This is a genomic window from Trueperaceae bacterium (assembly GCA_031581195.1).
In the GTDB taxonomy this organism is placed as follows: domain Bacteria; phylum Deinococcota; class Deinococci; order Deinococcales; family Trueperaceae; genus SLSQ01.
Genome location: JAVLCF010000001.1, coordinates 37604 through 60819 on the forward strand (window position 1 = coordinate 37604; position 23216 = coordinate 60819).

General features: G+C 72.5%; 20 protein-coding genes. 8 read left to right on the forward strand and 12 right to left on the reverse strand.

Going from position 1 to position 23216, the window contains the following annotated elements; all coding sequences use genetic code 11:
• Positions 1-184: 184 nt before the first annotated feature.
• The 9 genes from mnhG to RI554_00240 form a co-directional block, all read right to left on the reverse strand.
• Positions 185-562, reverse strand: a complete 378-nt coding sequence (mnhG, locus tag RI554_00200) for a monovalent cation/H(+) antiporter subunit G (GenBank protein ID MDR9390429.1) — start codon at positions 560-562, stop codon at positions 185-187.
• On the reverse strand, positions 555-857 hold the full coding sequence (locus tag RI554_00205; protein MDR9390430.1) for a cation:proton antiporter: 303 nt from the start codon (positions 855-857) through the stop codon (positions 555-557). Before RI554_00205 ends, mnhG begins: the two co-directional genes overlap by 8 nt.
• Positions 854-1327 (reverse strand): Na+/H+ antiporter subunit E, encoded by a 474-nt coding sequence (locus tag RI554_00210; protein ID MDR9390431.1) that lies wholly within the window; start codon positions 1325-1327, stop codon positions 854-856. Before RI554_00210 ends, RI554_00205 begins: the two co-directional genes overlap by 4 nt.
• On the reverse strand, positions 1324-2850 hold the full coding sequence (locus tag RI554_00215) for a Na+/H+ antiporter subunit D (protein MDR9390432.1): 1527 nt from the start codon (positions 2848-2850) through the stop codon (positions 1324-1326). The genes RI554_00210 and RI554_00215 overlap by 4 nt, the downstream gene beginning before the upstream one ends.
• On the reverse strand, positions 2847-3296 hold the full coding sequence (locus RI554_00220) for an NADH-quinone oxidoreductase subunit K (GenBank protein ID MDR9390433.1): 450 nt from the start codon (positions 3294-3296) through the stop codon (positions 2847-2849). The genes RI554_00215 and RI554_00220 overlap by 4 nt, the downstream gene beginning before the upstream one ends.
• Positions 3296-3706, reverse strand: coding sequence for a Na+/H+ antiporter subunit B (locus RI554_00225; protein ID MDR9390434.1), 411 nt, complete (start codon positions 3704-3706; stop codon positions 3296-3298). Before RI554_00225 ends, RI554_00220 begins: the two co-directional genes overlap by 1 nt.
• On the reverse strand, positions 3703-6069 hold the full coding sequence (locus RI554_00230) for a putative monovalent cation/H+ antiporter subunit A (protein MDR9390435.1): 2367 nt from the start codon (positions 6067-6069) through the stop codon (positions 3703-3705). The genes RI554_00225 and RI554_00230 overlap by 4 nt, the downstream gene beginning before the upstream one ends.
• A gap of 156 nt (positions 6070-6225) precedes the next feature.
• Positions 6226-7119 carry an MOSC domain-containing protein gene (locus RI554_00235; GenBank protein ID MDR9390436.1) on the reverse strand — a complete coding sequence of 298 codons (894 nt, stop codon included), beginning with the start codon at positions 7117-7119 and terminating at the stop codon, positions 6226-6228.
• Positions 7120-7127: 8 nt separating this feature from the next.
• The gene (locus tag RI554_00240) at positions 7128-8525 is read right to left on the reverse strand and encodes an aldehyde dehydrogenase family protein (protein MDR9390437.1); all 1398 of its coding nucleotides are present in this window, start codon (positions 8523-8525) and stop codon (positions 7128-7130) included.
• A gap of 123 nt (positions 8526-8648) precedes the next feature.
• On the opposite strand from RI554_00240, the gene RI554_00245 reads away from it, so the two are divergent.
• The 6 genes from RI554_00245 (at position 8649) to RI554_00270 (ending at position 17225) form a co-directional block, all read left to right on the forward strand.
• The gene (locus tag RI554_00245; GenBank protein ID MDR9390438.1) at positions 8649-9461 is read left to right on the forward strand and encodes an IclR family transcriptional regulator; all 813 of its coding nucleotides are present in this window, start codon (positions 8649-8651) and stop codon (positions 9459-9461) included.
• A gap of 149 nt (positions 9462-9610) precedes the next feature.
• Positions 9611-11509 (forward strand): ABC transporter substrate-binding protein, encoded by a 1899-nt coding sequence (locus tag RI554_00250; protein ID MDR9390439.1) that lies wholly within the window; start codon positions 9611-9613, stop codon positions 11507-11509.
• Between the two features lie 87 nt (positions 11510-11596).
• On the forward strand, positions 11597-12583 hold the full coding sequence (locus RI554_00255) for an ABC transporter permease (GenBank protein ID MDR9390440.1): 987 nt from the start codon (positions 11597-11599) through the stop codon (positions 12581-12583).
• On the forward strand, positions 12580-13713 hold the full coding sequence (locus tag RI554_00260) for an ABC transporter permease (protein ID MDR9390441.1): 1134 nt from the start codon (positions 12580-12582) through the stop codon (positions 13711-13713). The genes RI554_00255 and RI554_00260 overlap by 4 nt, the downstream gene beginning before the upstream one ends.
• Before the next feature lie 19 nt (positions 13714-13732).
• A complete protein-coding gene (locus tag RI554_00265) occupies positions 13733-15097 on the forward strand; it encodes a CehA/McbA family metallohydrolase (GenBank protein ID MDR9390442.1) in 1365 nt (454 codons plus the stop codon).
• Complete coding sequence (locus tag RI554_00270) at positions 15084-17225, forward strand: ABC transporter ATP-binding protein (GenBank protein MDR9390443.1); 2142 nt, start codon at positions 15084-15086, stop codon at positions 17223-17225. Before RI554_00265 ends, RI554_00270 begins: the two co-directional genes overlap by 14 nt.
• Here RI554_00270 and RI554_00275 read toward each other — a convergent pair.
• The 3 genes from RI554_00275 to RI554_00285 are packed head-to-tail and all read right to left on the reverse strand — an operon-like array spanning position 17192 to position 21758.
• Entirely contained in the window at positions 17192-17947 is a 756-nt protein-coding gene (locus RI554_00275) for a hypothetical protein (protein ID MDR9390444.1), read from the reverse strand. The two genes, RI554_00270 and RI554_00275, sit on opposite strands and share 34 nt — an antisense overlap.
• Complete coding sequence (locus tag RI554_00280; protein ID MDR9390445.1) at positions 17944-18987, reverse strand: Gfo/Idh/MocA family oxidoreductase; 1044 nt, start codon at positions 18985-18987, stop codon at positions 17944-17946. The genes RI554_00275 and RI554_00280 overlap by 4 nt, the downstream gene beginning before the upstream one ends.
• Positions 18984-21758, reverse strand: coding sequence for a glycoside hydrolase family 38 C-terminal domain-containing protein (locus tag RI554_00285; GenBank protein ID MDR9390446.1), 2775 nt, complete (start codon positions 21756-21758; stop codon positions 18984-18986). The genes RI554_00280 and RI554_00285 overlap by 4 nt, the downstream gene beginning before the upstream one ends.
• A 111-nt stretch (positions 21759-21869) precedes the next feature.
• Here RI554_00285 and RI554_00290 point away from each other — a divergent pair, with 111 nt between their 5' ends.
• Positions 21870-22844: a sugar phosphate isomerase/epimerase gene (locus tag RI554_00290; GenBank protein ID MDR9390447.1), complete on the forward strand. Its 975-nt coding sequence runs from the start codon at positions 21870-21872 to the stop codon at positions 22842-22844.
• 21 nt (positions 22845-22865) lie between these two features.
• A complete protein-coding gene (locus RI554_00295; protein MDR9390448.1) occupies positions 22866-23183 on the forward strand; it encodes a hypothetical protein in 318 nt (105 codons plus the stop codon).
• Positions 23184-23216 lie beyond the last annotated feature (33 nt).

Genomic DNA, 23216 nt, shown 5'->3' on the forward strand with positions numbered 1-23216 from the left:
TGGCGTAACACGGGCCCGGCAGGGTGGAGCCAGAAGGGACGACGCGACCCGCACCCCGCTCATCGACGTTGCGTCCTCGCCCCCGTGAACACGCCGCCATGGGGCGCGCGATTCCCTTCTCCCCGTCGCCCCCGCGCCGAGCGCTCGGGGGCGACGTCGTGCGCGGTGTGGGGTCGGGCCCGACTCAGTCGGTCCGGCCCTCGCCGCCTCCGCCGGCGGTCCTCTCCAGGATCGCGGGGTCGTACTTGCCCTCGAGGGCGTCGACCTCGGTGCGGTCCCACAGGGGGACGCCGTCGTAGTACGCCGCGCGGCCCAGGACGTGCGCCGCGACGGGGGCGGTGAGCAGGAGGAACACGAACACCAGCAACGCCTTCGTCGCCACCGCCGTCGTGCCGAACACCAGGGCGGCGGCCGCGACCACGAGGCCCGCACCGAGCGTGCCGGCCTTCGTCGCGGCGTGCATGCGCAGGAACAGGTCCGGGAACCGCACCGCTCCGAGGGCGGCGACGAACACGAAGAAGGCGCCGCTCAGCATCAGGGCGACGGCGAGGACGTCAATCATCGGTGTCCCCCCGGTCGCGTCGTTCGATGAAGCGGGCGAACGCCAACGTCCCGAGGAACGAGACGAGCGCGAGGGCGATGGCGGCGTCCATGAGGATCGGCTGGTCGCTCATCAGGGCGATGAGCACGATGACCGACACGGAAGCGAGCCCAATCATGTCGAGCGCCAACACCCGGTCCGGTAGGCTCGGGCCGCGCAGGACCCGCACGAACCCAAGCAGGAGGGAGACGGCCACGAGCGTGAGCGACACGCCCGCTACGACCGTCAGGAGGGTGGTTTCGCCCGCCCACATCATGCGAAGGCCTTCGCAATCGGCGTTTCGAAGGTGCGCTTGATCTCGTCGACCCACGCGTCGGGATCGCGACCGTACATGGCGTGTACGTACAGGCAACTCTTGTCGTCGGCCACGTCGATGGTGAGGGTGCCAGGCGTCAGGGAGATGAGGTTGGCGAACAGCGTGATGTGCGCATCCTCGGTCAGGTCGAGGGGCACCATGATGACCGCAGGCGTCATGCGCAACTCGGGACGGAGCACGTCGCCCGCCACCCGCACGCTCGACGACACCAACTCGCGCAGGAAGATCCCGACGAGGTGCACGATCCGGAAGAGCCGCTCGACGTACCGACGATCGCCCACCGCGGCACCGATGAGATGCAACACGACCATGCCGACCGCGAACCCGAACACCAGGTTGCGTTCGGAGAGCGATCCGGTGGCGAGCGCCCATACGATCGCGAGGATCAGGTTCACCGCGAACATCGTCATGGTGCCTCCTCCACCGCGACGGGCGCGGCGTACGCCTCGGCAGCGTCCGCACCGAGGACCGCCTCGACGTAGCCCGCCGGGTTCAGGAGTTCCGCCGCCGACGCTTCCGCGAGGTTCATGAACGGTGCACCGAACAGGCCGATGACGACCGTCAACCCAGCTAGCATTGCGACGGGAACCCACAAGCGCCTCTGCGGCAACCTCGAGAGCGTCACCCCTTCGGGCGCGGGCGACCAGAAGGCCGCCTGCCAAATCTTCGTCATGGAGAAGATCGTCAACAAACCCACGACCAGCGCAACGGCGACGATCGCCCCGTTGCCCACCTCCACGCCCGCGAGGACCAGCACCAGCTTCGCCCAGAAGCCGGAGAGGGGTGGGAAGCCCGCGAGGCTGAAGGCAGGAACGATGAAGAGGATCGACAGGAGGGGCGAGTGGCGGTACAACCCTCCCAGCCTCTTCAGGTCGAAACTCCCCCCCATGCGCCGTACGAGACCGGCCACGAAGAACAGGTTCGCCTTCACGATGATGTGGTGCACGAGGTAGAACACCGCGCCGGCGAGTGCGAGCGGGGTGAACAGGGCGAGGCCCATGATCATGTAGCCGATCTGGCTGATGATGTGAAACGACAGGATCTTGCGAATCTCGTTCTGCGCCGCGGCGCCCAGCACGCCCGTCACCATGGTGGCGCCCGCCAGCCATAGGAGCACGTTGTGCGTCCAGGACACGTCCTGCGTGAACAGCAGCGTGAACGCGCGAAGGAGGGCGTACACCCCCACCTTCGTGAGCATCCCGGCGAAGATCGCGCTGATGGCGACGGGGGGCGTGTGGTACGACGCGGGCAGCCAGAAGAACAGCGGGAAGATGGCGGCCTTGATGCCGAACGCGACGAGGAACAGCATCGACAGCGTCGTCACCAGGTCGGTCGGGACGTCCTTCAGCGCGATCGCGAGGTCCGCCATGTTGAGCGTGCCCGTCAGGCCGTACGTCACGCCGATCGATACGAGGAAGAACAGCGACGAAACGAGGTTCACCGCGACGTACGTGAGGCCCCCCTCGAGCTGCGCCCGGCGGTTGCCGAGCGTCAGCAGCACGAAACTCGAAATCAGCAGGACTTCGAACCAGACGTACAGATTGAACAGGTCCCCCGTCAGGAAGGCGCCGTTGATGCCGGTGACGAGCACGAGGAACAGCGGGTGATACCCGAGACCCTCGCGGGCAGGGTCGATGTCGACGAGGGCGTACACGGCGGTGGCGAGCGCCATGATGGCGCTGATGACCACCATGATGGCGGCGAGGTGATCGGCGATGAGCGTGATGCCGAACGGGGCGGGCCAATCGCCCGCCTGCATGACCACCATGCCGCGCGTCGCCACCTGCACGAGGAGGAGCAGCGACGTGGCGAGCAGCAGCGCACTCGCACCCACGGCCATCGCGCGTTGCGCCATGCGCCGCTCGGGAAGTGCGAACGAGACGGCGGCCGCGGCGAGCGGAATCAGGATGGGCGAGACGAGGAGCCACGTCAACGGCTGACCTCCGAATCGGAGGTTCCGCCCGACGATTCCGGGGCGGGCGTGGCGCGCGGACCGCTCGACGCGGGGAGCGACACGGCCGGAGGGTGCGGGTCACGCAAGCGGAGCGGCAGTTCGTCGGTCTCCACCGTCCCGAGCCGCTCGTACGTGCGGAGGAGCAGCACGAGCGCAAAGACCGTCAACCCGAAACTGATCACGATGGCGGTGAGGATCAGGGCTTGCGGGAGGGGGTTCGCCGCCCCCACGGGTGGGGCGTAGGTGCCCTCGGGCACGAAGGGGGAGCGACCGCGCGTCAGGCGACCCGCCACGAAGAGGGCGAGGTTCACGCCGCCCGACATGAGGATCAGGCCGAAGATGAGGCGAAGCAGGTTGCGTTGCAGCACGAGGTACAACCCCGAACCGAACAACACGCCGACGGTGAGCGCGAGGGGCAGTTCCATCAGTGCTCCTCCAGCGAGAACAGCATGCGGAGCACCACGCCAATCACCACGAGGTACACGCCGACGTCGAACAGCAGCGGCGTGGAGAGTTTCACGGTCCACGGGCCCACGTCGCGAATCCACCACAATCCGGTCAGCATGGGTTCCCCTGCGAAGGCGGCGAGGATGCCGGCCAGAACGGCGAGCGACAGGCCCACGCCGATCAGGGTGCGGGGTCGAATCCGGAGGAGGGCGAAGGCGTGCTCGTAGCCGTACGCGATGGCGTACAGCGCAATGGCTGCAGCGCCCACGAGGCCACCGATGAAGCCGCCTCCGGGCAGATCGTGACCACGCAGGAGGAGGAAGACCGAGAAGAGCAGCAGCACGCCGATGAGCAGGCGCGTCGTGGTGCGGAGGATCAGACTGTTCACGCGTCACGCTCCCCGTCGCCCGCCTCGTCGTCGTCCCCGCTGCCGCGCGGTGCGGTGTACGCCACGTCCCGCGCCTCGCGCGCCCCGATGCGCCGCAGGAGCGCGAACGCGCCGGTCGCTGCGACGGCGAGAACGGTGATCTCGCCGAGCGTGTCGAGCGCACGGAAGTCGACGAGGATGACGTTCACGACGTTTCGCCCCTTCGCCTCGGGGTACGAGGCTGCGTCGTAGAACGCGGGAATCGTCCGGTCGAGGGGCACGCTCAGCACGCTGAGGAGGAGGACGGTGAGCAGCCCACCGCCCAGCACCGCGATGGGTGCAGCGAACGCGGGCACGAAGCGCTCCGACGGCTTGCGAAGCAGCGTGCTGGGAAGACGCATGAGGACGAGCGCCACGACGATCACCATCAACGTTTCCACCAGGAACTGCGTCACGGCCAGGTCGGGAGCGGAGAACATGATGAACACCAGGGCGATGCCGAACCCGACGACACCGAGCGACGTGATGGCGCGCAGGCGCGTCTGCGCCGTCACCGTCGCCAGGGCGGCCACGACGACGAGGATGAGGATGAGAAACTCGTACAGCGTGCCGGACACGGGCGGAAGGTCGAACGCAATGCCGCCTCGCACGAAGGCCGTTCCGGCCGCGAGCGCCACGGCGAACCCGATGATCGTCGTCAAGTGACGCTGCAAATCGTCGGATTGCAGCACCCGCGTCTGCCATGCGGCGAGGTGCCTCAATCCATCGAGGAACCCCAGGTACGCACCCGCCGGACCGAATCGAACGCCGCCAAGGCGCGCCACGAGGAACCGGTGCAGGGGTCCCCACGCGAGCGTCAGGAGCACGCCCATCGCGACCGTCACGATCGACAGGATCAACGCCGTGTTCACCCCATGCCAGAGTGCCAGATGGAACGACGCGTCCGCCCCGAGGATCGCGCGGGTCGCCGGCACGAGCAATCCTTGCGCGAGCACGTCGGGTGCGAAGCCGAATCCGATGCCCAGGGCAGCCAGCACGGCGGGACCGAGCCACATCGACGGGGGCGCCTCGTGCGGCGATCGGGGTGCCGTGGTCTCACGTCCCGCGAAGGGGCGCCACGCGACGAGCACCACGATCGTGATCATCACGGCACTCGCTGCAACGAGCGCGGCGAGGCCCCATGCGTGCGGGAGGAGCGTCTCGTACGCCACCTCCTTCGCCACGAACCCGAGCAGCGGAGGGAGGCCGGCGGCACTGACACCTGCCAAGAGGGCAACCGCCCAGGTCACCGGCATGACCCGCCCAAGCCCCCTGAGTTCGGTCACGTCCCGGCTCCCCGCTTCGTGGTCGATGCTGCCGGCCACCATGAAGAGGGGCGCCTTGTAGAGCGCATGCGCCACCATGAACACCACCATGGCCTTCGCGCCATCGGTCCCCCCGACCCCGAGGAGGACCACGAGCGCGCCCAGCGCGATCAACGTCGAGTAGGCCAACAGCCGCTTCGCGTCGCGTTGCAGCAGCGCCAGGGTGGCGGCCGCCAGCAGGGTGGCGGTCCCGACGCCGGTCAACAACCCGAACCAGACGGCGGTGCCGCCCATCGCCGGCGCGAGGCGGGCGAGGAGGTAGACGCCGGCCTTGACCATCGTCGCGCTGTGCAGGTACGCCGACACGGGCGTGGGGGCGGCCATCGCGTTGGGAAGCCACACGTGGAAGGGGAACTGGGCCGACTTCGTGAACGCCCCCAGCGCAACGAGGATCAGGGCAGGGAGGTAGATCGGCGACGTGGTCAACGCTGCGGGCTCGGCAAGCATCTCCGAAATGCGGAAGGTGCCCACGTCACGTCCGATCAGCAGGAACCCCCCGAGCATGGCGAGGCCCCCCGAGCCGGTGATGAGGAGCCCCTGCAGCGCTCCATCCCGACTCGATGTCCGTTCGTGCTCGTAGCCGATCAGGAAGTATGAGGTGAGGCTCGTCAACTCCCAGAAGACGAACAGCGAGATCAGGTCGTCGGCGACGACGACGCCGAGCATCGCGGCCATGAAGGACAGCAACAACAGGTAGAAGCGGGGCAGCTGTCGGTCGCCGCGGAGGTACCCGCCGGCGTAGATCACGACGGCGGTCCCGATGACCGTGATCATCAACGCGAAGACGAGCGAGAGGCCGTCGAGGCGGAAGGCGAGGTCGATGCCGAGACTCGGGAGCCAGGGGATCGCCTGCTCGAGCGGCGCGCCGCTGCGGACCTGGGGGACCTGCGCGGCGAACCAGGTCGCCAGGGCGGCGGGCAGGGTGGCCCACACCCACCCGGCGCGCGCCCCGAGGTGGGGGGTCGCGAACGGGGCGAGGGCGGCGACCGCGAAGCCGACGAGGACCGCGGCGCTCAGCACGCCGGACCTCGGCGGCGGCGCGCCCGGGGGGGCGCGGGGGACGGGGTGCGGTGCGTCGACTTCACCAGGCCTCCTCGGGTCGGCGCAACGGTGCGCAGTGCGGCGCGGCGGGGCGCGGGTGCGGGTCGCGGCCGCGCCGTGACGGTGCCGCCGAGTCTACCCCGCCGTCCCCGGGTCGCCGCCGTCGGCGGGCGACGTCGCGGGGGCGGCCTCGCGGGCGTCGACGGGGTCGCCGACGCAGAGGGTGCCGCCCTCGCGAGCGAGGGCGTTCACGCCGAACGCCGGCCCCTTCGACGTGGCGTGGAGGCGGGCCAGCGTCGCGAGCGGTTCGCGGGCGGCGGCGGGCGCCTCGGGTGCGGGGGCGCCGGCGGGATCGAGGGTCGTGACGACGCAGCGGACGCAGGGCTTCACCAGCTCGAACGCGGCGTCCCCCACGTGCAGGTGGGTCCAGCGGTCCTCCGCCCAGGGGGTCGCGCCGTCCACCACCAGGTTCGCGCGGAAGCGCGCCACGTCGAACGTCCGCCCCGCCGCCGCGTTCAGCGCGGCGAGCGAGGCGGTCGTGACGACGAGGTAGGGAAAGCCGTCGGCGAAGGCGACGGCGTCGCCGTCGCGGCCGTACGCCGGGTCGACCGGCCGGTGGGCGTCGCGGGGGTGGCGGACGAGGGCGTACCCCGGCCCGAGCCAGGCGGCGAGCCAGGCGTCCGCGTCGGGGCCGCACCCGGCGACGGCGACGTCGTCGCCCCACACGCGGGCGTGGCGGTCGGCGGTCGCCGGCGCGTCCAGCGGGAGGTCGAGCGGGGGCGGCGTCGTGGTGGGGGTGAGGGTGGGGTCGGCGGCGGGGTCGAGCGCCAGCGTGAGGCGGTCCGCCCCGAGGTGCGGGACGAGCGCCCGGAGGCGCGGGTGGGTGCGTTGCGAGACGAAGCGCCCGTCCCCGTCCACGATCATCCAGCGGCGGTCGTACCGGAGGCCGCGGGGGCGGACCTCCGCGGTCGCGACGGCGACGCCGCGCGCGCCCTTGACGGGGTGGACGTACAGGGCGTGGAGGTGCATGCGGCAGGCTACCGCGGGGGGCTGGTGACGCGGAGGGCGCGCGTCATGAGGCGCGTCTCGAGCGCGAGGGGGTCGGGGTCGAAGACCTCGGTGGAGCCGGCCGGCGCGAGCGTGGCGCCGTCCAGAGGCGCATCGACGCTCACGAGGGGGATGCCGCGCAGCGCCGCGACGGCGGCGGCGGTGGCGTCGCCGTGCCCGACGAGCGCGACCTCGTCGACGATCGGCCAGTGGCGAAGGGCGGCCAGGGCGTCGGACGCCGACGGGACCGGGGTCGTGAAGACGACGGGGAGGCCGGCGCTCGTCACGGCGCGCGCCGGACCGTCGTGCGGGTCGGTCTGCAACGCGAGGGGGAGGCGTCGCAAGCTGGGGGTCGCCGCGCCGCGCCGGCCGGAGGGGACGGGCACCCCGCGTGGGTAGGCGGCGGTGAGCGCGTCGAGGGTCGCGCGGGTGGCGGGGGTTCGCGCGGCGTACGGGTCGGGGAAGGTGGCCGCGGCGGCATCGAGCGCCGCGGCGAGCGGCGCGTCGCTCCGTGGGGGCACGAGGACGTGGACCGGGAGCAGGCCGCGACCGGCGGCGGGGCCGAGGAGGGCGGAGGTCAGGGCCGCCGCGACGCGGTCGAGGTTCGCCTCGGGGCCGACCCACACGACGAGTCGGCGGGGGGTGCGGTGGAGGACGGGAAGGCCGCGCGCGTGGGCGCGAGCCGCGATCGGCGTCGTGTCGTCGCGGGGTCCGGCGACCGACACCGCATCGACGTCGGGGTGGGCGACGAGGGCGTCGGCGGTGTCGCGGTTGCCGTGGACGAGGGCGAGGGCGCCGGGCGGAAGCCCCGTGCGGAGGGCGGTTTCGACGAGCCACTGCGCCGCGAGCGCGCCGCGGATCGACGGGTTCACGACGAGGGGGGCCCCCACCGCGAGGGCGCGGGCGACGTGCGCGGCGGGTTCCGACGCCGGGTGGCTCGCAGGGAGCACGGCGGCGACGACGCCGATGGGCACGCGGTGCCCCTGGAGGTCGGGGGCGCCCGGAACGTCGGTGGGGGCGTCGAGAGTGCGCCCCTCCTCCCGGGCGAGGGCGACGCACCGGAGGGCCCGCGCGACCTCGGCCTCGGCGGTGGGGCGCGTGAGGCCGCCCTCTCGGGCGACGAGGTCGGCCCAGGCGTCTCGGTCGTCGTGCAGGGCGCCGTGCAGGGCGTCGACCCGCGCGAGGCGCGTCGCGCGGTCGGGACGGGGGCCGGTGCCGTGGGCGACGAGCGCGCCGACGACGGCGTCGACGTCGCGTTCCGTCGCCCAGGGAACGCGGGCGAGGACCTCGCCGTCGGCGGGGGCGACGACGTCGGACACGAGGGGCGAGTCGGCGGCGAACCAGGCGCCGCCGCCGTAGAGGGGAAGGACCTGCGTCGAGGTGAGCATCGGTGACCTCCGGGTCCGCGATGGACTCGCCGTCACCATGACGCGGGACGACCGACACCGGCCGCCGTTGCGTAGGGCGCAACTCGGGTCGCGTTGCCGGGCGTTCCGTGCAACAGTCCGGGCATGGCGTCCCTCCGCAGTCTGAACCGCGCGCTGGCCCTGCTCGATCACCTCGCCGAGCATCACGGGCGCCACGGGGGCCAGGTGGCGCTCCGCGTCGCCGACGTCGCGGACCTGCTCGGCGTGGACAAGTCGACCGCATCGCGGCTCGCGGCGACCCTCGAGGCCCGCGGCTACCTCCAGCGCGATCCGGTGTCGCGCCGGTACGCCCTCGGCGCGAAGGTGCGGCCCGCCGCACCCCCCGACGGGTGGGTCCGCGACCTGGTGCAGCGCGCGGGGCCCGTCGTCGCCGACCTCGCCGACGTCACCGGCGAGTGCGCCCACGTCGCCGTCCTCGACGGGGGCGCCGTCCGCATCGTCGAGGACGTCGTCGCCCGGGCCGAAGGGCTCCAGGTGCGCGCGGGCGTGGGTCGCTCGATGCCGCTGCACTGCACCGCGCTCGGCAAGTGCTTCCTCGCCTTCACCGACGTCGAGCGCCCCCCCGACCTCGTCGCCTTCACGCCCCACACCGTGACCGACGCCTCCGACCTCGCACGCCACCTCGAGGCGGTCCGGCGCGCCGGCTACGCCCTCGACGACGAGGAGCACGAGCCCGGCGTTCGGTGCCTCGCCGTCCCCGTGCGCGACGCCGCCGGGGGGGTCGTGGCCAGCCTCGGGATCTCCGCGCCGCGTCTCCGACTCCACGACGAGGACCTCGCGGCGGTCGCCCGCTCGGTCCACCGGGCGGCGGCCGACCTGACGCGCGCACTCGACGCGCGGCGCCCGTCGGGCGCGCGGCCGGACGCCCGTCGCGCCGGCCCCGTGACGAACCCCTGACGTCGGGCGTGACGAACCCGTGACCCGCGGGTGATGGAGCCCTGACCCCACGCGCCTACCCTCCCCGTGTTCCGCGCCCGTGGCGAGGCGGGGCGGATTCGACCTTGAGGCCTCGCTCGTCCCACGCTCCAGGAGGGTGTCCCCCAACCATGAAAAACGTTCTTTTGCTCTGGATTGCAGGTTTGGTCCTGCTCGGTAGCGCGTCCGCGCAGACGTGCGACGCCTACGGCGAGTCCCCCATGCTCACCGAGCGCGTCGAGGCCGGCGACCTTCCGCCGGTCGGCGAGCGCCTCCCGAGCGACCCGATGGTGCTGACCGGTGCCGACGGCATCGGGACGTACGGCGGCGAGCTGCTCGACATCTACGACGGCAGCCGCCTCGCGGAGTTCCGCCAGTTCGGCTACCAGGGCCTCGTGCGCTGGAGCCCCGACGGCAGCGAGGTCGTCCCGAACATCGCCTCCGGGTGGGAGGTCTCCGAGGACGGCAGCTCGTACACGTTCACGCTGCGCGACGGTCTTCGCTGGAGCGACGGCCACCGGTTCACGACCGAGGACATCGCCTTCTACTTCGACGAGGTCGCCTTCGAGCCGTACAACTGCTGCAACGACTACCTCCTCGTCGACGGGCAGAAGCCGAACGTCGAGATCATCGACGACCTGACCTTCTCGCTCTCGTGGGACGCCCCCAACTCCACGCTGCTGCAGAACCTCTCCACCAGCTACGGCGTGCAGCTCACCCAGTTCGCCGCGCACTACCTCGAGCAGTTCTCGATGAAGAAGAACCCCGAGGCGGTCGAAGCGATCATGGCCGAGGACGGCTACGACGACTACAACGAGTGGTGGGCCGCGAACATCGGTCGCTACGGGCAGGACTCGGAGTACAACAACCCCGAGCGCCCGCTCATGACGCCGTGGATCCCCACCGCGTCGTTCATCGGTGAGGAGCGCTTCACCTTCGAGCGCAACCCGTACTTCTTCAAGGTCGACGAGGACTGCAACCAGCTGCCCTACGTCGACCAGCGCACCTGGAGCCTCACGCCCGACGAAGAGGTCCGCGTGCTCCGCACGATGGAGGGGCAGGACCACTTCTGCCGCCGCGACGTCTGCCAGCCCTCGAACAAGGCGGTCCTCTTCGACGCGCAGGACCAGGGCGAGTACCGCTTCATCGACGTCGTCAACTCCGACCACAACCACATGCTGCTGCACGTCAAGTACACGCACGACCTGACCGAGCGCGCCGAGCTCTTCCAGGAGAAGGACTTCCGCGTCGGGCTGTCGCTCGCCATGGACCGCCAGAACGTCATCGACACCGTGTACGTCGGCCAGGGCACGCCGCACCAGATGGCGCCGCGCTCCGGCCCGTTCTACAACGAGCAGCTCGCCACGCAGTTCACCGAGCACGACCCCGAGCGCGCCGCGGAGCACCTCGACCGCGTCCTGCCCGAGAAGGACGCCGACGGCATGCGCCTCCTGAACGGCGAGCCGTTCACCTTCAACGTCCTCGTCAACACCGGCTTCCGTCCCGACTGGGCCGACGTCATGCAGCTCATCGAGCGCGACTGGGAAGCGGTCGGCCTGGACGTCAACGTCATCGCCGGTAGCGACGAGTTCTCCCGCTCCGCCCGCCAGGGCAACGACGTCGACGCGTACGTCTGGGCCGGCGAGAACGGCACCGGTCAGCTGCCGATCCTCGCGGCCGACGAGTACGTGCCCGAAGCCGCCTACGGCTGGTACGCCTGGGGTGCGGAAAACGTCTTCGGCACCGAGCCCTCGAACCCCGTCGTCACGCCCCCCAGCGACATCCAGCGCATGATCGAACTCGTCTCCCTCATCCCGACCGCCCCGTCGGACGAGGTGCAGACCGAGCGCATGGAGGAGCTGCTGCAACTCCACGCCGACGGTCTCTGGGTCCTCGGTCTCGCGATGCCCGAGGGCGACTACCGCGTCGTGAACGACGACCTCCGCAACGTGCCCGACCCCGTCATCGGCGGCTGGCTGTACCCCGGCCCCGGGCCGGCCAACTTCGAGACGTTCTACTTCGGCGACTGAGCCGAGGGACGTCCCCCCGACCCCCCGCCCGACCGACCCCACGGCGCCTCCGCGCGCCGTGGGGTCGCCCCCACGAAGCGAGGCCCCATGACGAGCTACCTCGTGCGCCGCCTGTTGTACATGATCCCGACGCTGTTCGCGGTGTCGATCGTGGCGTTCGCCGTCATCACGCTCCCCCCCGGCGACTACGCCGACACGTACGTGCTCGCCGCCCGCCAGAGCGGCCAGGTCGTCACGCCGGAGGAGGAGCAGCGCATCCGCGCCTTCTACAAGCTCGACCGCCCGTGGATCGTGCAGTACTGGGACTGGGCGTCGGGCATCGTCACGCGCGGCGACTTCGGGTTCTCCTTCCAGTGGGACCTCCCGGTCAACGAACTCATTTGGCCGCGCCTCGCCATGACGTTCGTCGTCTCCTTCTCGAGCCTCCTGCTGGTGTGGATCGTGGCGATCCCCATCGGCGTGTACTCCGCCGTTCGGCAGTACTCGATCGGCGACATGCTCGCGACGATCCTCGGCTTCATCGGCCTCGCCATCCCCAATTTTCTCTTTGCGCTCGTGCTCATGTACGTCTCGTTCCGCTATTTCGGTACCAGCGTCGGGGGGTTGTTCTCCCCCGAGTACGTCAACGCCCCCTGGTCGCTCGCCAAACTCGGCGACTTCCTCTCCAAGTTGTGGCTCCCGATGGTCGTCCTCGGCACCGCCGGCACCGCCGGGTTGATCCGCGTCGTGCGCGCGAACCTGCTCGACGAACTCAAGAAGCCCTACGTCGTCACCGCCCGCGCGAAGGGCCTCCGCGAGCGCGAAGCGATCCGCAAGTACCCGCTCCGGATCGCGCTCAACCCCTTCGTCAGTAGCCTCAACGACGTGTTCGTGCAGATGGTGTCGGGCGCGACGATCGTCTCGGTGGTCCTGAGTCTGCAGACCACCGGCCCCCTCCTCCTCGAGGCGCTCCGCGCCGAGGACATGTACCTCGCGGGGAGCTTCGTGATGATGTTGAGCGTCCTCACCGTCGTCGGGACGCTCGTCTCCGACCTGCTGCTCGCGTGGCTCGACCCGAGGATCCGCTACCGATGACGGGCGCCCACCCCACGCCCGACGCGGGCGCCCCCGCCCCCCGCGTCGTCACCCCCACCCAGCTGGTGTGGCGACGGTTCCGACGGCACCGCCTCGCGATGGTCGGCGCGGTCCTGACGGTCGCGCTGTACGTCGGCGCGGCCTTCGCTCCGTTCCTCGCACCGTTCGGTCCGAACGAGTACCAGTCGTCCTACACGTACGCGCCCCCCCAGCCGGTGCACTGGCTCCGGACCGACGACGACGGACGCCGCATCTTCGGGCCCTACGTGTACGGCCTCGAGGTGAGCATCGACTACGACTCCGGTCGGCGCGTGTTCGAGACCGACGAGGAGACGGTCGTGCCCATTCGGTTCTTCCCCCGCGGCGCGGAGTACGAACTGTTCGGCTTCCTCCCCGCCGACCGCCACCTGTTCGGACCCGCCGTTCCCGACCAGCCGATGTACCTCACCGGCGCCGACCGGCTGGGGCGCGACATGTTCTCGCGGACCCTGATCGGTGCGCAGGTGTCGCTCTCCGTCGGGTTGGTCGGCGTCGCCGCCAGCCTCGTGCTCGGCCTGATCTTCGGGGGGCTCTCGGGGTACTACGGCGGGGCGACCGACACCCTCATTCAGCGCGTCATCGAGTTCCTGCAGTCGATCCCCTCGATCCCCCTCTGGATCGGCCTGGCCGCCGCCCTGCCCAAGGACGTGAATCCGGTCCTGATCTACTTCTACATCACCCTCATCCTCTCCCTCATCGGTTGGACCGGGCTCGCCCGGGTGGTGCGGGGGCGGTTCCTGTCGCTCAAGAACGAGGACTTCGTGCGCGCCGCCCGCCTCGACGGCGCAGGCCCCTGGCGCGTGATGTTCCGCCACATGGTGCCGTCGTTCCTGTCGCACGTCATCGCGGCGGTCACGCTCGCCATCCCCGCCATGATCCTCGCCGAGACCGCCCTCAGCTTCCTCGGGCTCGGGCTTCGCCAACCGGTCATCAGTTGGGGCGTGCTGCTCCAGGAGGCGCAGAACATCCGCTCCGTCGCGACCGCCCCCTGGTTGTTCCTGCCCGGTGGGGCGGTCGTCGTCGCGGTGTTGTCCATGAACTTCCTCGGGGACGGCCTGCGCGACGCCGCCGATCCCTTCTCCTCGTCCTGACCCGCGAAAGGAACCCGCCATGGCCTACCGGTTCGAAGGCACCCTCACCCGCACCGACGAGCGCGTCACGCGCGTCTACCCGTTCGAGGTGCCCGAGGGGACGACGCACGTCAACGTCGCGCTGCGCTACGACCCCGTCCAGACCGAGGGCGCGACGCTGCCGCAACAGATCAGCATGTCCGTCTACGGGCCCCACGGGTGGGTCGCGGAGATCAACCGCCCCAGCGACCGGTTCGACGGCGGGACCGACATCGGGCCCGACCCGAGCCCCGGGACGCCCCCCAGCCACGTCGAGCCCGGACCGTGGCGGTTGTTCCTCTCCACCTACCGCATCGTCGACGTCATCGCGACGTTCGAGATCGACGTGACGTTCCGCAGCGAGGCCGACGTCCCCGCCCTCCCCGCGCCGCCGGCCCCGACCGACCCTACGGACCGCGGTCCCGGCTGGTACCGCGGGGACCTGCACGCCCACACGTGGCACAGCGACGGACGCTGGGACAGCCCCGCCCTGATCGACGACATGGCCGAGCGCGGGCTCGACTTCTGCACCCTCACCGACCACAACACCGTGACCGGCCTCCCGGAACACCTCCATCTCGCCCGCGACGGGATGCTCACGCTCGGTGGAAGCGAGATGTCGACGTTCCGCGGGCACATGCTGGCGCTCGGGGTGTACGAACGCATCGAGTGGCGCCGCCCCGACGGGACCCCCATCCCCGTCTCCGAGATCACCGACGCGATCCACGCCGCCGGTGGGATGGCGGTCATCTGCCACCCGATGAACCCCGGCGACCCCTGGTGCTGCGGGTGCCGGTGGGAACACCGCGACATGATGCCCGGCAACGCCGACGCCGTCGAGATCTGGAACGGGATCTGGGACGAGGAGACCCGCCAGGGGATCGCCCTCTGGCGCTCGTGGCTGGACGCGGGCCACCGGATCGTCGCCACGAGCGGCAGCGACCACCACGGCATGGCGCACCACCACGAGGCCGCGCGACGCCACCGCGTGGCGGCGAACGCCGTGTACGCCGACGCCTTCCACCGCGACGCGATCCTCGCGGCGTTGGCGCGGGGGCACAGTTACGTCACGGCCGGTCCGACGTTGGACCTCACCGCGGAGGACGCCGTCGCGGGCCGGACGTACCGCATGGGCGACGCCCTCGACGACGCGGGCGAGGTCGAGCTCACGGCCCGTTGGTCGGACGTGCCCGACGGCGCCGAGGTCACGTGGGTGCGCGACGGCGTGCGCGAACCGGCGGGCCGAGGCGCCGCGGGCGAAGCGCGCCGCGTCCTCGACCCGGCGGACGTCCGTTGGCTCACCCTGGAGGTCTGGGACGACGACGGCGCCTGGGCCATCAGCAACCCGGTTCATGGTCGACGCTGACGCCGTCCGCACGACGGAGGCGGGCGGGGCGCGCCCCGAACCGCTCCTCCGGGTCGAGGACCTCCGGACCGTCTTCCACACCGACGAGGGCGTGGTCGAGGCGGTCCGGGGCGCGTCGTTCCAGGTGGCGCGTGGCTCGACGCTCGGGATCGTCGGCGAGTCGGGGTGCGGCAAGTCGGTCGCGGCCCGCTCGATCCTGCAGCTCGTGCAGAGCCCCGGCCGGATCGAGGGGGGCCGCATCCTGCTGGACGGCGCCCGTGGGCCCGTCGACCTCGCCCGCCTCGAGCCGTACGGGCCGGAGATCCGGGCGGTGCGCGGCGACGACGTCGCGATGATCTTCCAGGAACCGATGTCGGCGCTGTCGCCGGTCCACACGATCGGGCAGCAGATCGTCGAAGCGATCCGCGTCCACCGCGACGTGACGGCGCGCGAGGCGCACGATCGCGCCGTCACGCTGCTCGAGCGGGTCCGCATGCCCGACCCCGAGGCGCGCATGAAGGCGTACACGTTCGAGCTGTCGGGGGGCATGCGGCAACGCGCGATGATCGCCATGGCGCTGGCCTGCGATCCGAAGGTGTTGATCGCCGACGAGCCGACCACCGCCCTCGACGTCACGACGCAGGCGACCATCCTCGACCTGCTTCGCGACCTGCAGGCGGAGAACGACATGGCGTTGATCCTGATCACGCACGATCTCGGGGTCGTCGCGGAGATGGCGGACGAGGTCGCGGTGATGTACCTCGGGCGCGTCGTGGAGTCGGGACCGGTGGACGCCCTCTTCGCCGCGCCCCGCCACCCGTACACGCAGGGCCTGCTGGCGTCGGTGCCGCGCATCGATCCGGAGCGTCGCCACCCGCGCCGAGCGATCCCGGGAAGCGTGCCCAGTGCCGCGACGCGCATCGAGGGCTGCGCCTTCGCCGCGCGGTGCGCGCACGCGATCCCCGGCCGGTGCGACGTCGAGCGCCCCGAACCCCGGGGGCTCGGGTCGGACCACGCGGTCGCCTGCCACCTGTACGACGAGAGCCTGGACGCGGTCCCGCCGGCCGCACCGAACGACGGAGCGGGCCCCCCCGATGGGCTCGCGCCCCCTCCCGCCCGGCCGGAACGAACGCCGGTGCGTCCCGACGCCCCGGTCGCCATGGAGGCGCGCGACGTCGACGTCCACTATCCGGTGGTCGGCGGGTGGCTGCGCCGCCGCGTCGGCACGGTGCGGGCGGTCGACGGCGTGTCGCTTCGGCTTCGGGTCGGGGAGACGGTCGGCCTCGTCGGCGAGTCGGGGAGCGGCAAGACCTCGTTCGCGCACGCCCTCGTGAGGCTGCACGCCCCGACCCGGGGGACGATCACGCTCCATCGCGAGGGCGCCCCCCCGCTCGACGTCGCCCGGGCCGACCGGGCGGCGGTGCGCGAGCTGCATCGCTCGGTCCGCATGGTGTTCCAGGACCCCTACGGCTCGCTGGACCCCCGCCTCCCCGTGCGCGAGGTGATCGGGGAGCCGATCGACCTCCTCACCGACCTGTCGCGCCGGGAGCGCGACGCACGCGTCGAGGCGCTCCTCGAGACGGTCGGCCTGTCGCCCGACGTCGCGACGCGCTACGTGCACGCCTTTAGCGGTGGGCAACGCCAACGCATCGGGATCGCGCGTGCCCTCGCGACCGACCCGAGCGTGGTGATCGCCGACGAACCGGTGTCGGCGTTGGACGTCTCGGTCCAGGCGCAGGTCCTCGACCTGCTCGAGCGGCTCGTCGCGGAGCGCGGCCTCACGATGCTGTTCGTGTCGCACGACCTCTCGGTCGTGTCCTCGTCGTGCGACCGCGTCGTGGTCCTGTACGCCGGCGAGATCGTCGAGGAGGCCGACAGCGTGACCCTCTACCGCGCGCCGAAGCACCCCTACACCGAAGCGTTGCTCGCCGCGGTGCCGGTCCCGTCGCCCGGCGCCGATCGCGACGCCCTTCCGCCGTTGCGCGGCGGGGTGCCCGACCCCGCCCACCGGCCGGCGGGCTGCGCCTTCGCGGCGCGGTGTCGGTACGCCACCGACGTCTGTCGGTCCGAGCGGCCGTCGCTACGCGAGGTCGGGGACGGCCGCGTCGCCTGCCATCACGCCGAGGATCTGGAGCTCGTCGGCGCCTGACGGTCGCGGAGGAACCGGGCGAGGCCCTCCAGGTCGTCGCTGTTGAGGAGGTCGACGCCCTCGTCGAGAAGGGTGCGCCAGACCGCGTCGCGGGCCGGTCCGGGACGGTCGGGGGTCGCCCAGAAGCGGAGGCGTTGGCCCTCGTCGCGTGCGGCGCGGACGGCGGCCCGCAGGCGCGCCAGGTCCTCGCTCGGCATCGGACCGTCACCCCGCCACGTCGTGAACCGGGTCCAGTCGGCCGAGACGGTCGGCATCGTCGCGACCGACCGGGGGGCCTCGAGGTCCGCGAGGCGCCCGTCGTAGCGGCAAACGCCGCCCGACCCGTGGAGGGTGGCGTACGGCGGGCGACGCCCGGTCAGGATCAGGTGGATGGGGCGCGCGTCGTCGCCGGGGCGGGCGACCCACGCGGCGTGCCGGGCGGCGAGCCGCTCGACGGCGCGGTGGGCGGGCGCCGCGCGGGTCTTGACGTCGACGTAGATCCACGTCGGGTCGTCCGCGGCGAGACGCGCGTCGCGGTAGGCCTGCACGAGCGGCGTCAGGTAGAGGCGGTCCAGGGTCCGGCCCGGGCGGAGGTCCTGGGGATCGTGCGCGACGAGGAGCCGCCCGGCCAGGTACCAGACGTCGAGCTCGACGTGCCGGACGCCCAGCTCGAGGGCGTCGAGCAGGGGGCGGTCGTGCTCGTCGTCGCGGTGCGCGAAGGCGTGCGCGAGGGGGGCGTTCACGTGGGCCTCCCGTCGTCGGGACCGGGGTCGACGCGGACGCGGCGGTCCTCGAGGTAGGCGCGTTCGGCGGCGAGGCAGACGCGCAGGACGGCGAGGGCGTGGTCGATCCCCGGATCGGGGGGCCGTCCGTCGCGGACCGCCCCGACGAACGCCTCGAGTTCCGCGCGGTACGCCGTTTCGAAGCGCTCCAGGAACCACGGGACGAAGTCGGTCTCCGTGCGGCCCTCGTGATGCAGCACGAAGCCGTCGAGGCGGTCGTCGCGCACGACGCCCTTCCCGCGACTCCCGGCCACCTCGAGGCTGGTTTCGTAGCCGTACCCGCTGCGCAAGCGGTCGTCGATCGTGCCGAGCGCGCCGTTGGCGAAGCGGAGCGAGAGACTGATCGTGTCCGGTTTTCCGAGGTCCTCGAAGCGCGGATCGAGGACGCTGGCGGCCCGCGTGAACACCTCCGCGACCGGTCCGAACGTCGCGAGGGCCAGGTCGACGTCGTGACTGAGGGTGTCGTGGAAGATGCCGGCCGCCGACGCCATCGTGGCGTAGTCGGGGCCGTAGGGATCGAACGTGGTGGAGCGGAACGTCTCCAGCGTCCCGAGCGACCCGTCGCGCGCGGCGCTCAGCAGGCGGGCGATGCCGCGGTCGTACCGCCGCTGGAAGCCGATCTGGAAGGGGACGCCCGCCGCATGGACCGCGTCGCGCGCCCGCTCGGCGTCGGCGAGGTCGGTCGCGAGCGGTTTCTCGCAGAAGATCGCCTGCCCCGCCGTCGCGGCGCGCTCGATCAGGGCGGGGTGCGTCGCGGCGGGGGTGGCCAGCACGACGGCGTCGACGTCGTCGCCGAAGGCGTCGTCGAGCGCCGTGCCGGCGCGCGCCCCCGGGACGGGGGCGGCGGCGCGCGTCGCGGCGTCGAGGGAGGCGTCGACGACGACGGTGAGCGACGCTCCGGGGAGGCGCGCGAGGGTGTCGGCGTGGAAGGCGCCCATGAAGCCGGCGCCGACGAGGGCGACGCGGAGGGGGGCGTCGGTGGGGGGGCGCGCCCCGCTCATGGGGGTCCTTCGAGGTCGACGGCGAGGGTCACGACGCCTGCGGCGGGGAGGACCAGCGACACCTGGTCGCCGTGGATCGGGACGTCGTCGAGCGGGGTCTCGTCGAGGCGCACGCGGCGACACCGGCGGATGGGGGCGGGGGCGCGAAGCGCGCCCTCGGCCGGGGTTTCGGCGGCGTTGTAGAGGCGAACGACGTACGTCGAGCGGCTCGCCCCGAGCGGGCCGTCGGGGGCCGCGTGCGTGAGCGTCGAGAGGGTCAGCGGCGGATCGAGGGTCCAGCCGGCCGCCGGGTCGTGCCCCGCGCCGGCGCCCGAACGGGGGCCGTGGGGGGCGGCCGGCGCGGCGTCCGTGGGGGGGACCGGGAGGGCGACGGGGGGTGCGACGAAGCGGTCGGCGACGCGCGTGAGGCGGGCGGCGTCGCCGGCCTCGAACGGTGCGATCGCGAGGTGCGCGGTGAACGGGCCCCGCTCCTGCGCTCCGGGGGTCGCGAGGGCGGGGCCGGCGCCCTCGGGCCGGGTCTCGAGGTCGTCGCGCGACAACCAACCGACGGCCCGCAGCAGGGTCACGGCGAGCGTCGTCCCGTCGTCGTGACGGATCGCTTCGACCTCGGGCAGGCCGCGCACGAGGAGGGCGAGCCCGCGCGGGGCGTCGTCGAGCGCGGCGAAGCGGCGGACGGGGTGCGTGCGGGTCGGGCGCTGGTACCAGCCGGTCGCCTCCGGGGGGTCGAGGGGGCGACGGAGGACCGCCCAGTGGCCGTCGCGGAGCACCGTGTCGCTCGCGAGGTCGGTCTCGAGGTGGAGGCGGAGGCGGTGGTCGTCGGCGGGATTGTCGAGCGCGACGTCGACGTGAACGGCGTCCTCGAAGGCATCGAGGTGCAGCGTCGTGTGGGCGTGCAGGGTGGCGGTCCCCACGGGGGTGCGGCGGTCGTCGGCGAGGCGCGCGGGCAGCGCGAGGGCGTGCCGGAGGACGACGCTCGCGCGGAGCGGCCCCCGCTCGAGGAGCTCGGGCTCGCCGACGACGGCGGCGATGCGCGGGGCGTCCCCAGGGACCGGGGAGGCGTCGTACGTGTCGCCGGCGTCGGCGACGTCCTCGAGGCGGAGCCGGAGGGCGTAGGCGGCGCCGGTGGCGTGATCGCGGAGGTGGAGTTCGCCTTCGGCGCGGACGTGCAGCGTCAGGGCCCCGTTTCGCAGCGTGAGGGTACCGGCGTCGTCGGGGTCGCCCGGCCCGCCCGTCACCGTGTCGGGGGCGTCCGGCGGGCGCTCGGGGGCCGGATCGTCTCGCACGTCGATCGGTGCGAGGCCGAGGGGCGTGAGCGGCGTCGCGACGCGCATCGTGACGTGCTCGACCGCGTCGTCGCGGCGGCCGGGGGCGGTGCCGGGGGCGGCGTGGCGTTGGTGCGGGAGCGGGCGTCCCGCCCCGTCTCGGGGCGTAACCCGGTCGGCGCGACCGGCCGCCACGTCGAGGGTCACCTCGACGGTGCCCCATCCGGACGTCGGGCTGGGCGCGAACACCGCCCAGCGTCGGGCGTCGCGTTCGGGGGTCAGGTGGGCGACGGCCCGCTCGACGACGGCGTCGGCGAGCCGTTCCGCCGCGTCGAAGCGGGCGTGCATGGCGTCCGCCACGCCGTCGACGGAACAGCCGCAGATGGAGTCGTGGGGGTGGTTGAGCAGGAGGGTGCGCCAGGCCTCGCGGAGCGCGACGTCGTCGTCGGGTCCGCCCGCGGCGCGCGAGCGCGCGAGGAGGGGGCCGGCGTAGCGTTCGAGGTGGGTTTCGACGGCGTGGTTGCGCTGCTTGAGCGGCATGCGCGTCGACCAGACGCCGGAGAGGACGTGGTGGTAGCGCCCCCAACGCAGTTCGCCCTGGTGGACCGCCGAGACGTCGTGGTCGCGTCGGACCGCGGCTGCGTACGTCTCGAGGTCGTCGTGCACGACGTCGAGCTCGGGGTGGTGCGCCCGCAGGTCGTCGAGGACGTCGGGAAGCGTCGCTTGGGGGAAGAGGTGGTCGGTGCCGTTGAGGAGGAGCAGGTGGGGGCCGTTGGCGTGCGCGTCGAGGCCGCCGTCGAGGCGCTCGATGGCGCTGCGGAGCCAGGCGTCCGGGACGTCGCTGGTGCCTTCGCCGAACAGGACGGCGCGGACGTGGCGTCGCGCCCGGTCGAGGTCGAGGGGGTCGCGGTAGCCGACGTCGCCGTGCCCGACCGCGGCGACCGACGAGTAGGTCCCGACGAGGTGGAGGGCGAGGACCTCGTGCGTACCGTCCGGACTGCGCCAGGTGAATTCGCTGCCGAGCGCCTCCGCTTCGTCGCCGAACCCGCGTTGCAGGGCGACGGCGTCGAGACCGAAGCCGCGCACGAGCGTCGGGAGGTGCGCGACGTGCCCGAACGCGTCGGGCGTGTACGCCACCGGGAGGGCGGCCCCGAAGGTGCGGGCGGTGCGCACGCCCCACGCCAGGTTCGCGACGAGCGCTTCGGGGCTCACGAGGAACTCGTCGGCGAGGACGTACCAGGGGCCGACGTGGAGGCGGCCGGCGCGGACGTGGCGCTCGAGGCGTTCGCGGAGGTCGGGGCGGACGGCGAGGACGTCGTCGAGCACGACCGATTGGCCGTCGAGGGTGAACGACGGGTAGCGGCCCGCGTCGTCGTCGAGGAGGTCGAGGATCGCTTCGGTGACGTCCCCCAGGCGGAGCTGGAACGCCTCGAAGGGGCGGTACCACTCGCGATCCCAGTGCGTGTGGGGCACGACGTGCACCGTGCGGGTGGGGGTGGCGTCGGGCATGGCGGGCATGCTGGCACGCGGGCGTCAGGGGCGTGTGGCGTTGCCAGGGTCGCAACGCGGCGCCGTCGGAGGGGCTCCGGGTATCGTGGACGCGCGTCCAGGAGGTCCGCCGTGCCCCTCAGCCCCGATCGCATCGCCAACGCCCCGTGCTCGTGGGGGGTCGTGGGTCGCGAGGGGGTGAGCGTGTCCGGCCTGCGGATGTTGGACGAGCTGGTCGAGAGCGGGTACCGCGGGACGGAGTTGGGCGATCCGGGGTTCCTTCCGTCCGATCCCGACGCGTTGCGCGCCGCCCTGCAGGGCCGGGGATTGACCCTCTTGGGGGGCTACGTGCCCCTCGACCTCGCGGCGACGCGCTTCGACGCGGACGCGCGCGACGCGGTGCTGCGCGTCGCGCGGCTGTTGGCCGCCGCCGAGCGGGGGCCTCGCCGGCCGATCGTGGTGATCGCCGATCGGGACGGTCTCGATCCGCAGCGGCTCGCGCGGGCGGGCCGGCTGACGCCGGCGGAGGCGACGCCGGAGCGGACCCTGGCGCGGTTCGGTGCGCGCCTCGAGGCGATCGCCGACGCGACGTTCGAGGCGACGGGGTTGCGGGTGGCGCTGCACCCGCACGTCGCGAGTCGGATCGAGTTGCCCGAGGAGACGGCGGCGGTGCTCGCGGCCAGCGATCCCGCGAAGGTGGGCTTGGTCTTCGACACCGCGCACTACGTGTACGGCACCGGGCGCGACGATCCGGACGGCCGCCGGGTCTTCGAGGGCCTCGAGCGCTTCTGGGACCGCATCGCGACGATCCACGTCAAGGACTGCTCGCAGTCGGTCGCGGCCCGCGCGCGTCGGGAGGGCATGTCGTACGAGGCTGCGGTGGCGGGGGGCCTGTACGCGGAGCTGGGGGAGGGGTCGATCGACCTTCCGGCGGTGGTGGCGTGGCTGCATGCGCGGGGGTACGACGACTGGTTGACGGTGGAGCAGGACGTGCTGCCGGGCCTGGGGACGCCGCTCGCGAGCGCGACGCGGAACCACCGGCGCCTGCGGGCGTGGATCGAGGACGCCGCGGCGTCGGTGGACGTCCCTCCCCCGTCGAGCCGGTAGGCTGCGCGCGAGGAGGCCGCCATGGACGTACCCGAACCCGCTCAAGCCCTGTTGGATGCGCGCTACGAGGGCGCCTCGTGGACGCTGCTGCACGCCTGGATCAGCGAGGAGACGGTGCTCTGCATGGTCGCCGTCGCCGAGGACGCCTGCTTCGTGCCGGAGGACGACGCGTTCGACGTCGACCGGGTGCGGTTCGAGGCGCTGCAGCTGTTCGACACGATGCAGGACGGGTGGACCCTCGAGGAGGACACCGCCTTCGAGTTGGGGGACGTGTTCGGCGAGCTCGTGTCCGCCTACGAGGCGGCGGGGACCGACGCGTCGGACTCGCTGCAGAGCTGAGGGTCGCCGCCGTGCACGGACCACCGCGCCCCC

Excerpts from the sequence above, each read along its gene's own strand:
- RI554_00235 (MDR9390436.1), bottom strand. The coding sequence starts at position 7,119 with ATGCACCTCCACGCCCTGTACGTCCACCCCGTCAAGGGCGCGCGCGGC.
- RI554_00205 (MDR9390430.1), bottom strand. The coding sequence starts at position 857 with ATGATGTGGGCGGGCGAAACCACCCTCCTGACGGTCGTAGCGGGCGTG.
- RI554_00255 (MDR9390440.1), top strand. The coding sequence starts at position 11,597 with ATGACGAGCTACCTCGTGCGCCGCCTGTTGTACATGATCCCGACGCTG.
- RI554_00260 (MDR9390441.1), top strand. The coding sequence starts at position 12,580 with ATGACGGGCGCCCACCCCACGCCCGACGCGGGCGCCCCCGCCCCCCGC.
- RI554_00285 (MDR9390446.1), bottom strand. The coding sequence starts at position 21,758 with ATGCCCGACGCCACCCCCACCCGCACGGTGCACGTCGTGCCCCACACG.
- RI554_00250 (MDR9390439.1), top strand. The coding sequence starts at position 9,611 with ATGAAAAACGTTCTTTTGCTCTGGATTGCAGGTTTGGTCCTGCTCGGT.
- RI554_00270 (MDR9390443.1), top strand. The coding sequence starts at position 15,084 with ATGGTCGACGCTGACGCCGTCCGCACGACGGAGGCGGGCGGGGCGCGC.
- RI554_00240 (MDR9390437.1), bottom strand. The coding sequence starts at position 8,525 with ATGCTCACCTCGACGCAGGTCCTTCCCCTCTACGGCGGCGGCGCCTGG.
- RI554_00210 (MDR9390431.1), bottom strand. The coding sequence starts at position 1,327 with ATGACGATGTTCGCGGTGAACCTGATCCTCGCGATCGTATGGGCGCTC.
- RI554_00295 (MDR9390448.1), top strand. The coding sequence starts at position 22,866 with ATGGACGTACCCGAACCCGCTCAAGCCCTGTTGGATGCGCGCTACGAG.
- RI554_00220 (MDR9390433.1), bottom strand. The coding sequence starts at position 3,296 with ATGGAACTGCCCCTCGCGCTCACCGTCGGCGTGTTGTTCGGTTCGGGG.
- mnhG (MDR9390429.1), bottom strand. The coding sequence starts at position 562 with ATGATTGACGTCCTCGCCGTCGCCCTGATGCTGAGCGGCGCCTTCTTC.
- RI554_00265 (MDR9390442.1), top strand. The coding sequence starts at position 13,733 with ATGGCCTACCGGTTCGAAGGCACCCTCACCCGCACCGACGAGCGCGTC.
- RI554_00280 (MDR9390445.1), bottom strand. The coding sequence starts at position 18,987 with ATGAGCGGGGCGCGCCCCCCCACCGACGCCCCCCTCCGCGTCGCCCTC.
- RI554_00245 (MDR9390438.1), top strand. The coding sequence starts at position 8,649 with ATGGCGTCCCTCCGCAGTCTGAACCGCGCGCTGGCCCTGCTCGATCAC.